This is a genomic window from Lysinibacillus sp. FSL K6-0075, from assembly GCF_038592945.1.
Classification (GTDB): Bacteria; Bacillota; Bacilli; order Bacillales_A; family Planococcaceae; genus Lysinibacillus; species Lysinibacillus fusiformis_F.
Genome location: NZ_CP151947.1, coordinates 1,707,725 through 1,721,642, shown reverse-complemented (window position 1 = coordinate 1,721,642; position 13,918 = coordinate 1,707,725). Strand labels below are relative to the sequence as shown.

Genomic DNA, 13,918 nt, shown 5'->3' with positions numbered 1-13,918 from the left:
GATTTAGGCAATATGTACAATGTTTTGTGATAAGATTATGGCAAAGGAGTGAAATCATTTGCTAACAATCAAAGATATATTAGACATAAAGGCACTTGAAGGAATTAAAATTGTTGCTGGCGAACAAGGCATTCACAATGAAATCGCACTTGTAAACATTATCGAAAATCCCGATGCATTTGATTGGCTGACACCGAATGAATTATTATTAACAACCGGCTACATCTTCCAAGACGATGAAGCATTACAAAATAAAATCATCCAAGAAATCTCTAAAATCAATTGCGCTGGCCTCGTCATCAAAATGAGGCGCTATTTACAAAAAACACCTCAAAACATGATCGATATTGCCAATCAACATGGATTGCCGTTATTAGAGTTGCCTTATAATTACACCCTGTCCAAGGTCATCTCGATCATCAATGAAAAGGCATCAGGAGGTTATGATCTATTAAATAGAAAATCTTTAGATATGCACAATACGCTATTTAAGGTTGCACTTGAAGGAGGAGGCATTGAATCCATTTCCTCAAAATTAGCCGAAACAATTAATAACCCAATTATCTTTTTAGATAATGACTGGAATTTACTGCATTATACAGATCTTGATACCAATCCAGTGCCACTTGCCTATGGGATCAACCTAAAGAAGAATCGTCCAACGTTTTCAAAGGATTTTATTGATACTATCCCGAATGATCTCAATGAAATGCAAAAATCCATTACACGAATCTATCAATTAGAAGATATCGCAGTGAAATGTAGAATACTCCCTGTCGCAGTTGCCAATTATATTTATGGCTATATTGTCATTTGGCAAACTGTACGTGATTTGAATGAGTTTGATTACATCGTTTTAGAGCAAGCCTCCACAATCGTGGCATTAGAAAGGATTAAACAGAAGGAAATTGAGGGTGTACGTTTAAAAATTAAACAGGAGTTTTTTGATGATTTATTGACTGGAAAAATCACTTCGATTGAAACGCTACAAACACTCTGTGATCTCCACGGCTTAAAGATCAACCATAAATATTATTGCATCGTCATCTCTATTAGCCATGAAAACCTTCAAAACCAGCATGATTTAATTTCTCGAAAATACGAGTCCGATAATATTGCAAAAAAATGTATGAACTTAATTTATGAGCATTCTAGTACGATCAATGGAGAAATTACGTGCCTATATCGCAACAACCAAATCATCATTTTAGTTGGACAGCAGGACGGCAAACAAGATTTCACAATCAATGAAACAAAGCACTACGCAGAAAACATTCTCCAACTATTAGTACAGCAACATACCCAAACCTCCTTCTTAATTGGAATTGGCAAAGAATATAAACATATTCGATTTGTTCATAAAAGCTTTGCAGAGGCACATGAAGCACTACGTCTTATGCATCGCTTCGAAGAACGTGGAGCTGTAGCTCATTTTGCGGATCACTCCATCTATCATTTTTTAGATTCGAATATTAACGAAGTGCAGCTCAAGGACTTTTTCTTAGAAAGCTTGGGCACTGTCTTTGAGCACGATCTTTTACATGGGACAAGCTACCTAATTACATTAGAAAATTACTTTATTAATCATATGAATATAAGTGAAACAGCCAAGGAAATGTTTATCCATCGCAACACATTAATTTATCGAATCGAAAAAATTAAAGAAATTTTAAAAACCGATTTAAAAAGCTATGAGGAACTCTTACAAATCCAACTAGCCTTGAGAATCTATCGCTTGCTTGGTAAGTCTTTATACCACGATGAATTCGCAGACTAGCATCAAAAGGTGGTGATCGCATCACCTTTTTTGATGACCATTCATTTCATATTCAGTTCATAAACGCATGCTATAGTAAAGCCATAGAAACGAAATACATTGTTTTCGGACAATGAAGGAGGCTTATTTCTTTGCAAGAGACATCAAAAGATACAACAAAACAAAAAGATTGGCGCCGTTTTATACAATTAGTAAAACGAGCTGAACCACCGATTTGGCTACTTGTCATCGCTTTAGTGATGAGTTTAGCAACGACGGGGGTAGGATTTATTGTTCCATTATTTACAAAACAATTAGTGGATGGCTTTTCGTTAGAATCACTTAATTATTGGCAAATCATTGTATTGGGGATTGCCTTTATCGCACAGGCTATTGCTAGTGGATTATCCATCTATTATTTAAATCGCGTTGGGCATCATGTTGTGGCAAAATTACGCGATCAATTATGGCGAAAGCTGTTGCATTTACCAATCCCCTATTATGATGAACATGATACAGGCGAAACATTGAGCCGTGTTACGAATGACACAGGGGTTGTGAAAGAGCTTATAACAGAGCATTTAGCAAACTGTTTATCTGGCGTTATTTCCATTATAGGTTCTATCATCATTCTTCTATTTTTAGATTGGAAAATGACGTTAGTCATGCTGATTGCCGTACCACTGGCAATGGTGATTTTAATGCTGCTAGGTAGACGCATGTTTGTGATTTCAAAAGGGATGCAAGATGAAACAGCGAAGTTTACGTCTGTATTAAATCAAGTATTACCTGAAACACGCCTAGTAAAGGCCTCGAATGCTGAGCAAATTGAATATGAGCGTGGAAAAAAAGGCATTACAAATCTCTTTACATTCGGCTTAAAAGAAGCGAAAATCCACGCACTGATTTCACCGCTTATTTCATTTGTTTTAATGTCAGTGCTTGTAGCTATTATTGGCTATGGTGGTGTCCGTGTTTCCTCTGGAGAGCTGACGGCTGGCGATATGGTAGCATTTATTTTATATTTAATCCAAATCATTATGCCGATGACACAATTGACGATGTTCTTTACCCAACTGCAAAAAGCAATGGGGGCTACAGAACGAATTAGTGCATTACTTGAATATGAGGAAGAACATATTGAAGAAGGCTTAACTGTAGAAAAAGTAGACCAACCCATTAATGTTAAAAATGTTGATTTTTCTTATGGTGAAGAGCCTATTTTATCCGATATTAACTTCACAATTGAGCCAGGCAAAGTAACAGCCATCGTAGGACCAAGTGGTGGCGGTAAAACAACCACATTTTCTTTGCTAGAACGATACTATCAGCCTACGAACGGCAGTATCACACTAGGAGATACACCAATCGAAACTTTCTCACTCCACTCTTGGCGTAGTCAAATCGGCTATGTGGCGCAGGAAAGTGCCCTGCTATCAGGTACGATTCGAGAAAATATTTGCTATGGTATTGACCGTGAAGTGCAAGATGATGAACTAGAAAAAGTGGCTAAAATGGCCTATGCAGATCAATTTATTAATGAGCTTCCAGACAAGTTTGACACTGAAGTTGGAGAACGAGGCATCAAGCTTTCAGGTGGACAACGTCAGCGTATCTCTATTGCAAGGGCGCTGTTACGTAATCCGCAAATATTAATGCTGGATGAAGCCACATCGAGCTTAGATAGTAAATCAGAAATTTATGTACAAAAAGCATTAGACAACTTAATGCAAGGGCGCACAACATTAGTCATTGCGCACCGTTTATCGACAGTGGTAGATGCCGATCAAATTTTATTTATTGAGAAAGGGCATATTACTGGCTGTGGCACACACGAAACACTCTTTGAAACACATGCTATGTATCGTGAGTTTGCCATACAGCAATTACGCATTAAAGACGTTGAATAAAGGGGTTTGTTGAAATGACAAAACTATTAGTGGTGGATGATGATGCACATATTCGAGAATTGGTAAAAGTGTTTCTGCAAAATGAGGGCTTAGAGGTGATTGAGGCTATCGATGGTGTTGATGCACTGTCCAAATTAGACACTGAAAAAGTCGATATGGTCGTGATGGACATTATGATGCCCAACATGGATGGCTGGGCATTATGTGAGGAAATACGTTCATTCAATACAGATCTACCAATCCTTATGCTCACAGCTAAAGGAGAAACCTCCCAAAAAATCAAAGGCTTTCATTTAGGGACGGATGATTATCTCGTGAAGCCATTTGAGCCTGCCGAGCTAATTGTACGTGTTAAGTCAATCTTAAAAAGATACCGTATCTCCCTTTCTCAAGTTGTAGAGGCTGGTAACGTCAAACTGAATCGCCACACACATGAAGTGGAGATGAACGGCGAGGCGATTCTACTTCGTTTAAAGGAATTCGAGCTATTATTTACATTTGCAAGCTATGTTGGCAAAACCTTTTCCCGCGAACAGTTAATCGAAGAAATTTGGGGCTACGACTATGAGGGAGATGAACGAACAGTTGATGTCCATATCAAAAGAATTCGCGAGCGCTTCCCACAGGAGACGAGTGGCTTTGTCATTCGTACCATTCGTGGGCTCGGCTACCGCTTGGAACTAGCTTCATGAGAAAACGAAGATTCCTTTTAAGATTAGCCATGGTCTTTTGTTTGTTTCTTATTGCCAATACTGTTTTTGCTTTTATTTCCTATCACGTAACGACATGGCTGTATGGTCGATTAGGGACAGAACCTCATGGATTTTGGCTACAATTAGCAACAGTAATTGGCGTGTTTGTGCTCTTCGCCTGTTCAGCGGCTATTATCTTTTTAATTGGACTAAATCGACAACGCAACTACTGGGATACCATTGTCGATGCATTAAGCCGCATGGCAAAAGGTGATTTTGATGTCCAGTTGGATTTGAAAGCAGATGAAGAAGATCAATTTGGGCAATTGATTCATGGTATTAATCATATGGCCGTTGAATTAGGTGAACTGGAAAGAATGCGTCAAGAATTCATTTCCAATGTCTCTCATGAAATTCAGTCACCGTTAACGTCTATTAATGGCTTTGCAAAGGCACTGAAAAATATCAATCTACCTGAAGAAAAGCGTCAGCATTATTTAGATATAATTGAATTGGAAAGTAATCGTTTATCCAAGATTAGCGACAATTTACTCAAGCTAACATCCTTAGAATCGCAGCATCATCCATTTGAGCCTATAAATTATCGACTCGATAAACAATTACGCAATGTTGTACTGGCACTTGAACCGAATTGGATAGCCAAACAGATCGACTTTGATCTCGATCTTGATGGCATGAGCATCACAGCAGATGAGGATTTAATGAATCAAGTATGGATGAACTTGCTGACAAATAGCATTAAGTTTACGCCCGCCAAAGGAACCATCACCCTGACTATGAAGAAGCAATTAGATACGATAACGGTGATGGTTCAGGATACTGGTATTGGCTTAACGGAAGAACAACAAAAGCATATTTTTGAAAGATTTTATAAGGCTGATCAATCACGAACCGTTGGAAATGGCGGTAGCGGATTAGGGCTAGCCATTGTCAAAAAAATTATCGATATGCATCACGGAACTATTGCTGTAGAAAGCAAGCTAGCTGAATTTACAAGATTTTTGATTACGGTGCCTATCGACAGTACGCCAACTCGTGCAAACGACTAAAAATCGTCTGCACGAGTTATTTTTTCTAGTAAGCTACTTTTCTAAAATATTGATAGACTTTATTTAGTTTTTGCTGTTGTTTCCCTTTTTTGCTTTCCATATTACCAAACTCAAAAAACTTCACTTTTTTCATTCCAACAAACTTAAACAACGCTCTCTTCATCAAAATTTTATGTGCATTGTTCAACCATAGGAATGGATAATTGGTTGGCCCCTTCATCGTAGACACACAGACAACAGATTTCCCTTTTAAAAGACCCTCTGGAAATAACCCCTTTGTATCGCGATAAGCAAAGTTTGCCGCAAATAATTGGTCAATATACCCTAACAGCATGGCTGGCGGTCTCCCCCACCAGATCGGATAAACAAATACAATTTGATCTGCCCAAGAGAGCTGTTGGCGGTATTTTTCCATTTTCGGATCCTGATACATATCACGACGTCGCTTATGCTCATGAAAAATTAAGCGAGGATCGAACTCTTCTTCATATAAATCTAGTATTTGAATCTCCTCGATGTCAGGATTTTCACGACACCCCTTTATCACCTCTTGTAAAAAAGCATAATTTAAACTTTTATGGTTTGGGTATGTATAAACAATTAACGTTTTCATTGTGTGCCTCCTCATTACTTATCATTTGACAACAAAATAATAATTCATCTAAATTTAGTTGTCAAATGATAATTGTTTTAAGACAAGTTATTTGTTATCTTGACAGTAAGAGGTGATCCCATTGAATAAAAGCGCTTTATTTCATCAGTTTGTATCATTTACAGCCACCATCCATCAAGTGACACATGATCTCACACAAAATGTTACCGCTGCGAATATCACACCGCTACAATATAAAATTCTTGAATATATTAAAGTAAGCCAACCTGTCACACCAACCGAAATCAGTGATTGTCAACACATGTCCTTACCTAATACAAGCCGTGAATTACGGAAATTGCAGGAACGACAGCTAATCGAAAAATTTAGCGACACAGCCGACCGAAGAAAGCAGTATGTCCGCTTGTCCAAAGAAGGCGAAAAAATGATGGAGGAGGCATTCACCTGTATCGAAGAACGCTTTTTACAGCTTATTCAACACGCAACACAGGATGATCTAAAGGACATCCAGCATGCTCTAACCATTCTAGAGGAAAAGGTTTTTCAACAAAAAGGCTGAGACCATGCTGCTTTGGGAGTGTGGTGATGGCTTTTTATTCAAAGCCGCTCTTTCCTTGGCTTGAAGTGATCTCATTTGATTCAAAGCCGCTCTTTCCTTGGCTCGAAGTGATCACTTTTGAACCGCTACCGCTCTTTCTTTGGCCAGAAGTGATCATTATTACTTCTAAACCGATCATTCTTTGGTTCGAAGGCCTCACTTCTGATTCAAAGCCGCTCTTTCCTTGGTTCGAAGCGCTCTCTTTTGGTTCACAGCCGCTCTTTTCCTGGCTCAAAGCGCTCTCTTTTACTTCTAAGCCGCTCTCTCCCTAGTTCGAAGCGCTCTCTTTTACTTCTAACCGCTCTCTCCCTAGTTCGAAGCCGCTCTCTTTTGGTTCACAACCGCTCTTGCCTTGGTTCGAAGCGCTCTCTTTTGGTTCACAAACCGCTCTTGCCTTGGTTCGAAGCTCTCTCTTTTGGTTCACAACCGCTCTTTCTTTGGTTTGAAGTGATCACTTTTGGTTCATAACCGCTCTTTCTTTGGTTCGAAGCGCTCTCTTTTGGTTCACAGCCGCTCTTTTCTTGGCTCGAAGCGCTCTCTTTGGTTCACAACCGCTCTTTCTTTGGTTTGAAGTGATCACTTTTACTTCTAAACCGCTCATCCATTGGTTCGAAGCGCTCTCTTTTGGTTCACAGCCGCTCTTTTCCTGGCTTGAAGTGATCACTTTTACTTCTAAGCCGCTCTCACCTTAGTTCGAAGTGATCATTCTAGCCTCCAAAGCGCTCTTGCCTTATTTCAAAGCGATCACTCTTGATTCAAAACCGCTCATCTCCTGACTTAAAGTGATCACTTCTTAACTTAAACCGCTTATTCTCTTTAATCGAGTTATTTATCTTTTGGTTATCCATAACGTGAAATGAAGCATAAAAAACTTTATCAGAATACCCGTGTCACTCACCTTAGATTCGTAACCACTTTGTCTTTTCTTTAATAGTATAAAGGTGAGTAGAAGGAGGAGTCTCAAGTGGAAGTAGTAGTGTTTGATAGGGAGTGGATCGAGGAACAGTTTGAAACACTTCCATTATGGCAACAGTCAGCCTATACTGATTTTGCTGCCACGATTGCAGACGAAGCGAATACGTTTCCGTGTATACCAGCAAGAATGGGCTTTTTATCAAACCATTTGCGCTATAGTTTTGTCGGGGATCCACGGGAGGAGCAATCGATTAAGATGTTGGCACAATGCTTAAAGGACTATACGAAAGCGTCACGAACTTTCGGGAAGTATACAACACTCACTGTGTTCTTTCATACCCCTCATGATATGCGAGATAGCTTTGAGGTGGCAGATTATCAGCAGTTATTTTGGTCCATCTTAAACAATTTAACCAATATGGATGAGATGGATTGGCCTGAGGGAATACCAATGGAACCAACCCACCATGAATGGGAATTTTGCTTTCATGGAGAGCCCTATTTTATTTCTTGTGCAACACCAGCCCATAAATTGCGAAAGAGTCGTCATTTTTCCACTTTATTGATGGCTATTCAACCACGTTGGATATTTGATGATATTAACGACTCGACTGCCTTTGGACGAAAAATCAAAAAGCTCATCCGTCAGCGGATTGCAGACTATGACACGGTTCCAGGGCATCCAGATTTAAAATGGTACGGGCAAGAGGATAGCTATGAATGGAAGCAGTATTTTTTAAGTGATGATAACCATAGTCCATCCAAGTGTCCTTTTTTACGGATGTCACAGGAAAATGGTTCATTACACCATGTTTTTTTGCCTTTTCACAACGATCCAGGTCGCCACACCGATTAAGACAATAAAGAGCAGGCTCACGCAAAAACCGAGTCTGCTTGTTTTTTCGCCTAAAGTCCCAGATACCGTCACAGCAATGAGCAACATCCCTATACCATTCTTTACATGCCCCCACTTCGTTAACTCCATAAGCTTCCAATATGTTACTAAAATAAAAAGCCAATTATAGATCAACATTAAACCCGCTGCCGTGATCAAATATTCAAAGATTTTTTCTGGCATCAAAAAACCAATCACAATCGTGATCACTAGCCCACCCGTTAAAAATAACAAGGCTGGAAAGGGAACTTTCATTTTTCCTTTCTTTGCGAGTATTGCCGGTGCATCATGGTCCTCAGCAAGTGTAGTGAGAATGGTAATGACTGCATAGAGCGACGCCACCATTGTTGAAAAACCAGCAATGATTAACACACCATTAAAAATATCTGCCACAAAGGGGATATGATAATTTTGAAGCGCTGTAATAAAAGGACTTTCATTGATTGAAAAGTCTTTCCACGAAACGAGTAACAATGCAAGGGCTATAGCCACGATAAAAATAATCGTAATCACAAACAGCATTATTCTCCCTGCTTTTGGTGCTTCCTTTGGATTTTTCAAATCGATGACCATTAAACCCATCACTTCAATTCCTCCGTATGCATAAAAGGCATAAAGCAAGCCGAGCCAAATGCCTTTTATTCCTTGCGAGAAAAATACTTCATAATTAGCTTGAAGTGAAGCCAATGTAGCGGATGGTGTGCCTTTCATGATGATGATCACCGCTACGATAATGAACATAATGATGGCCGCTGCTTTTAGTGCGCCGAAGATATTTTGAAAATTTTCAAAGCCCTTCATGCCTGTGAGAATGACGACTAAACCGATAGCAGCATAAATTGATGCAGCAATCCAGAGTGGCAGCGCTGGAAACCAAAACTTCGTAAAAATACCAAGTGCTATCAGCTGGCTTCCCATAATCAATAACTCAGAAATCAAGTAAACCCAGCCATTACTAAAGCCTGCCCAGCGTCCAAAGGCTTGCTTGGCATAGGTACGAAATGAGCCTTTATCTGGGTTTTCCACAGACATTTTAACAAGTGCATCATACACTATATACGTACAAATGGCCGCTAATAAAAAAGGAATTAATACCGCAGGCCCACTTTTATGAATGGCCATACTTGTCCCAAGAAAAAAGCCAGTTCCCAGTGTACAACCGATACCAAGAAGCGAAAGCTGCCACCATGCCATACTTCCTTTAGTTGATTTTGAAGTCATTTTTATCAGCCCTTCGTTACGTTCTTACCAACGGCAATGTCATACAGCGAATGCCACCGCCGCCTTTTTCAAGCTCTGTGACATCGACTTCAAGCAAGTTCTTTTTCTTTAGCAGTGGATGCGCCAATAATTGTTGTTGCGTTGCCTGCTTGCTTATCAACAGTGTTTCTGGATTCAGGTTAATGAAGTTAATGTCTGGAATGGTCTTATACGTGTCAAGCCAGTAAACATCAAAACCATGGCGCTGTAAAAATGGCTCTACCATGTCAAAACGACTGCTTTGTGCTGTCAACACCTGCACAGGAAAATGGCGTACAAAGCTTTTAGCTACTACCAGATTAGCGTTCGCTACATTACAATTCATATCTAAATGCAGCGTATCATTACTTTTTGGTAAATCAATCACAGCAATTTCTGAAAAGCCCTCTTGAAAAATGCTTTCCTTCAAGCTTTTGATAGCCTCTAATGTTGTTCTCATCCCAAGATTAATGAGCACAGCATCTTTATTTAAAATTAACAAATCTCCGCACTCGAATGAATGAAGTGGTTGTGATGTTGCTATCCATTGCTGTGGAAACCATTTCTCTAAAAGTGAATGAGCAAAAGGATACTCTGGTCTTCTAAGTGAACTGCCTGCCTTTCCAAGTAAAAGTCGATTACCAATGACACAGGCGAGGTCGCGTACAAAATAACGATTGAGCAGCCGTTCACTTAATAGCTGCTGATCATGGGCTAGTTCCTTTGCATAATCAAGTACATGTACCCCAGCGTTTTCTAATGTTGTCTTGAATGCCATGAAGTTCTCCATTGCCTTCTGATGGTTAACAGTAGCACTCCAACCAACCTGCTCTGCAATTGTTAAATTGGTTACATCTACGATTGATGGTGCACAAAGCATCACCACTTTTAATTCCCCATGTTCTGACCAACAATTTAGTTGAAATGAATCCATCCATGTATTCTCCCCTTCTTCACGACGATCTCTGTTAGCGTTACCATTGACTTTCGGATTATACAAAGCCAATAGTTTCGAACATGATGGAATACTATAAATTTCTAAGACAGTATGTAGGACAGCAGCCAATCATTTTACCTGGTTAGGTGGTCATCATGCTTAATCCATCAAACGAACTATTACTACAAAAAAGATATGAGGGACTTCCTAAATTAGACGAGAGCTTTGAGGATACACAGTTACTAGGTGTTTTTTCTGGTCCAGATTGTTACCTTAAAGTATCAAATGGGGACGAATTATACGCAGTGACAGCAGTCCAAGAAATGAGCTCGGTAATATAGTGATTGATTACACTGAATCAGAAACAATGCAATATTTTTCACTGTCAGATTTGCCAAACGATTTAATCGATCGCCGCTATATTTTTAGAGAGAAAACAAGCTGTTCTCTCTCTACTTGTCATGTGAAATATTCTAATTTCGCTTGAGGAAAAAATTTCTGCATATAGCCATACAGATGCTCCTTAATGTCTTCCTCTTCTTCTTTTTGATAAATATATTTACCAATCCCATATTTGCCCCATTTATATCGTCTCACCGTCTCATCAAGCTCTAGCTTCGTCATCGGGTAATTTTTTTCTATCACACGTTTGGCTGGCTTTGTAAAGCGATGCTGAATAAACTCAAAGGTGATGTCATCTCGCACATCCTTTGGCAATTCAGCATCCAATCGCTCAAACATATGGTAATAGCCCTCCTGCCAGCCATCATGAAGATAAATTGGGGCCACAATAAAGCCAAGTGGATAGCCAGCTCTTGCCACTTTCCCCGCTGCTTCAATACGCTTCGCTAACGGAGAGGTACCTGGCTCAAAATGTTTAATCACATAATCGGCATTGACACTAAAACGAAACCTTGTCCGCCCATTATGCTTGGCATCCAATAGATGATCCACATGATGGAATTTCGTCACAAATCGTAATTGGCCTAGCTCACTTTGTCCAAAATGCTCAATGGCTCGTTTCAAGGTATGTGTTAGATGATCGATTCCTACAATATCAGAGGTACAGGATGCCTCAAAGCGTGTGATGTCAGGAGCTCGTTCAGCCATATAGTGATCAGCTTGTTCTAGAATTTCATCGACATTGACATACGTCCGAATATAAGGTTTACTGCCCATTGTTGTTTGTAAATAGCAATAATGACAATGCCCCATACAGCCTGTGGCAAATGGAATGGCATATTCAGCTGAGGGCTTAGATGTATCAAACTTTAATGTTTTTCGAATGCCCACTACTAATGTCGATTTGGCTACCCGATACTTTTGAAAATCATTGTCACCAGGAAGATTTCTCACTTGATTGTGCGAAGTTGTATAGCGAATTTCAATCCCCATCTGCTCAAACTTCGCTTTTAGCTCCTGACCTAGTGGATAATGAAGAGCATCAGGCTCAAAATAAACAAGCTGAGGGGTAAATGGCTTCATCATGTGAGTCCTCCCTTAATGAAAATACTGATGATAAGCTTGTTCAGCCGCCATCTCACTTGCAAAAATTAACATGTCATTTGTGATTGGATAATATGTTTCAAATAAAAATAGCGCTAGCTCCTCTGGTTGCTCTGGATGATGTACCACTGCCGCTTCCTGTATATTCGTTACATCTTGAATATGTGGATTGCGGTAAAAAATATAAACAATATCTCCCACATCAAATGGTTGTTGCATCTCTTCACCTTCCTCTACCTTTCCATTAGTTTGGTGAAAATGTACAAAAAATATGTCATAAAAAATTTTATTAGCAATATACATACATTTGTGTGGTTATTTTCATCAGTTATTTAGGAAAATAGCATAATACAGAATTTTTTAATAATTTGGTATAATCAAGAAAAGGAGGAAGATACATGCTTAAACAATCGATTATAGAAAATGTGCTTGAAGCGGCTCTTGTAACAGGCGGTGATTTTTCTGAAATCTTCATTGAAGATAAGTACACCAATGAATTCCTATTACAAAGTGGAAAAATTGAACAAAGTATAGCTGGCCGTGATTTCGGTATCGGCATCCGGATTTTTTCAGGATTTCAAAGTATTTATACCTATACCAATGACTTTTCAGAGGAAGGTTTACTTGCAGCAGCCAAAAGAGCAGCATTAGCGATTAAAGGTGACGCATCGGGTACCATTCACCCACTTCATAAGGAAATCATCCCACCTATTCATCAAATCCTCCGTATGCCCAATACAGTGGAGCACGCAAGTAAAATAGCTATTATGCGTCAAGCAGACTCCATAGCACGAAATTATGATTCTCGTATTAGCCAAGCAAGGGTTCGCTATTTAGACGAACAACAAAACATACTAATTGCTAATTCTGAAGGCAAATTTGTAGAGGATACACGTGTTCACAGTAGACTCAGCATACAAGCGACTGCCACAGAAGGCAACGAAATCCAAACAGGCTTTTATGGACCTGGTGCACATGCAGGCTTTGAATTTATTGAGCAACTAGATCTAAACCACTATGCAGGAGAGGCTGCACGTATTGCTGTGACGATGCTTCATGCAGATGAATGTCCAAGTGGTAAATTCCCTGTCATTATTGATAACGAATTTGGTGGTGTCATTTTCCATGAAGCTTGCGGTCATGGCTTAGAAGCTACGGCTGTTGCTAAAAACAATTCTGTCTTTGCCAATCGTATTGGTGAAAGAGTGGCTCCTGAAATCGTTACATATATTGATGATGGCACACTTCCGAATGAATGGGGTTCGCTAAACATTGATGATGAAGGAGAAAAAACAAGAAGAAATATTTTAATTGAAAATGGCATATTAAAGGGCTACTTAATTGATAAGTTTAATGCTCGACGCATGAATGCTCAGCCAACAGGCTCTTCACGTCGCCAATCTTATCGATTTAATCCGACCTCACGTATGACCAATACTTACATCGCACCGGGAACATCTACCCCAGCAGATATAATTGCCTCTACGGAGTATGGCATTTATGCAAAATATATGGGTGGAGGACAAGTTTCCCCTACCACTGGTGATTATAATTTTGCGGTGATGGAAGCCTATATCGTCAAAGATGGCAAAATAGATCGTCCTGTGCGTGGCGCCACGCTCATTGGCAATGGAGCCAAGACATTGCAGTTAGTGGATCAAGTTGGGAATAATCTCGCTCATGGAGCAGGCATGTGTGGATCACTTAGTGGTAGCCTTCCTGTCAATGTCGGACAGCCGATGATTCGCGTAAGTGAAATAACTGTTGGTGGAACAAAGGGGGAATAA

14 protein-coding genes are annotated in these 13,918 nt (G+C 39.6%); 9 read left to right on the top strand and 5 right to left on the bottom strand.

From position 1 onward, the window contains the following. Positions 1-58 precede the first annotated feature (58 nt). From MHB65_RS08260 to MHB65_RS08245, 4 genes are all read left to right on the top strand, one after another. The gene (locus MHB65_RS08260) at positions 59-1,777 is read left to right on the top strand and encodes a PucR family transcriptional regulator ligand-binding domain-containing protein (RefSeq protein WP_342443082.1); all 1,719 of its coding nucleotides are present in this window, start codon (positions 59-61) and stop codon (positions 1,775-1,777) included. A 131-nt stretch (positions 1,778-1,908) separates the two neighbouring features. Beyond that, positions 1,909-3,666 (top strand): ABC transporter ATP-binding protein, encoded by a 1,758-nt coding sequence (locus MHB65_RS08255; RefSeq protein WP_342443081.1) that lies wholly within the window; start codon positions 1,909-1,911, stop codon positions 3,664-3,666. A 14-nt stretch (positions 3,667-3,680) separates the two neighbouring features. Then, a complete protein-coding gene (locus MHB65_RS08250) occupies positions 3,681-4,358 on the top strand; it encodes a response regulator transcription factor (RefSeq protein WP_342443080.1) in 678 nt (225 codons plus the stop codon). Further along, positions 4,355-5,428 carry a HAMP domain-containing sensor histidine kinase gene (locus MHB65_RS08245; protein ID WP_342443079.1) on the top strand — a complete coding sequence of 358 codons (1,074 nt, stop codon included), beginning with the start codon at positions 4,355-4,357 and terminating at the stop codon, positions 5,426-5,428. The genes MHB65_RS08250 and MHB65_RS08245 overlap by 4 nt, the downstream gene beginning before the upstream one ends. A 25-nt stretch (positions 5,429-5,453) precedes the next feature. On the opposite strand, the gene MHB65_RS08240 is transcribed toward MHB65_RS08245, so the two are convergent. Next, positions 5,454-6,041 carry an NAD(P)H-dependent oxidoreductase gene (locus MHB65_RS08240; RefSeq protein WP_342443078.1) on the bottom strand — a complete coding sequence of 196 codons (588 nt, stop codon included), beginning with the start codon at positions 6,039-6,041 and terminating at the stop codon, positions 5,454-5,456. A gap of 121 nt (positions 6,042-6,162) precedes the next feature. Here MHB65_RS08240 and MHB65_RS08235 point away from each other — a divergent pair, with 121 nt between their 5' ends. The 3 genes from MHB65_RS08235 to MHB65_RS08225 all read left to right on the top strand — a co-directional run bounded on the left by MHB65_RS08235 (position 6,163) and on the right by MHB65_RS08225 (position 8,410). Continuing rightward, positions 6,163-6,600, top strand: coding sequence for a MarR family transcriptional regulator (locus MHB65_RS08235; protein WP_342443077.1), 438 nt, complete (start codon positions 6,163-6,165; stop codon positions 6,598-6,600). A gap of 26 nt (positions 6,601-6,626) precedes the next feature. Next, entirely contained in the window at positions 6,627-6,911 is a 285-nt protein-coding gene (locus MHB65_RS08230) for a hypothetical protein (protein ID WP_342443076.1), read from the top strand. A gap of 692 nt (positions 6,912-7,603) precedes the next feature. Continuing rightward, positions 7,604-8,410 (top strand): YqcI/YcgG family protein, encoded by an 807-nt coding sequence (locus MHB65_RS08225; RefSeq protein ID WP_342443075.1) that lies wholly within the window; start codon positions 7,604-7,606, stop codon positions 8,408-8,410. Here MHB65_RS08225 and MHB65_RS08220 read toward each other — a convergent pair. Further along, positions 8,357-9,670, bottom strand: coding sequence for an amino acid permease (locus tag MHB65_RS08220; protein WP_342443074.1), 1,314 nt, complete (start codon positions 9,668-9,670; stop codon positions 8,357-8,359). The genes MHB65_RS08225 and MHB65_RS08220 overlap by 54 nt on opposite strands. Positions 9,671-9,686: 16 nt before the next feature. Continuing rightward, complete coding sequence (locus tag MHB65_RS08215; RefSeq protein ID WP_342443073.1) at positions 9,687-10,622, bottom strand: arginine deiminase family protein; 936 nt, start codon at positions 10,620-10,622, stop codon at positions 9,687-9,689. A gap of 158 nt (positions 10,623-10,780) precedes the next feature. On the opposite strand from MHB65_RS08215, the gene MHB65_RS08210 reads away from it, so the two are divergent. Next, positions 10,781-10,966, top strand: a complete 186-nt coding sequence (locus tag MHB65_RS08210; RefSeq protein WP_342443072.1) for a hypothetical protein — start codon at positions 10,781-10,783, stop codon at positions 10,964-10,966. A gap of 118 nt (positions 10,967-11,084) precedes the next feature. On the opposite strand, the gene splB is transcribed toward MHB65_RS08210, so the two are convergent. Together splB and MHB65_RS08200 are read right to left on the bottom strand one after the other, a co-directional pair. Beyond that, the gene (splB, locus tag MHB65_RS08205; RefSeq protein WP_342443071.1) at positions 11,085-12,113 is read right to left on the bottom strand and encodes a spore photoproduct lyase; all 1,029 of its coding nucleotides are present in this window, start codon (positions 12,111-12,113) and stop codon (positions 11,085-11,087) included. Positions 12,114-12,125: 12 nt separating this feature from the next. Then, entirely contained in the window at positions 12,126-12,350 is a 225-nt protein-coding gene (locus MHB65_RS08200; protein WP_205442441.1) for a transcriptional regulator SplA domain-containing protein, read from the bottom strand. 179 nt (positions 12,351-12,529) lie between these two features. Here MHB65_RS08200 and MHB65_RS08195 point away from each other — a divergent pair, with 179 nt between their 5' ends. Further along, positions 12,530-13,918, top strand: a complete 1,389-nt coding sequence (locus MHB65_RS08195; RefSeq protein WP_342443070.1) for a TldD/PmbA family protein — start codon at positions 12,530-12,532, stop codon at positions 13,916-13,918.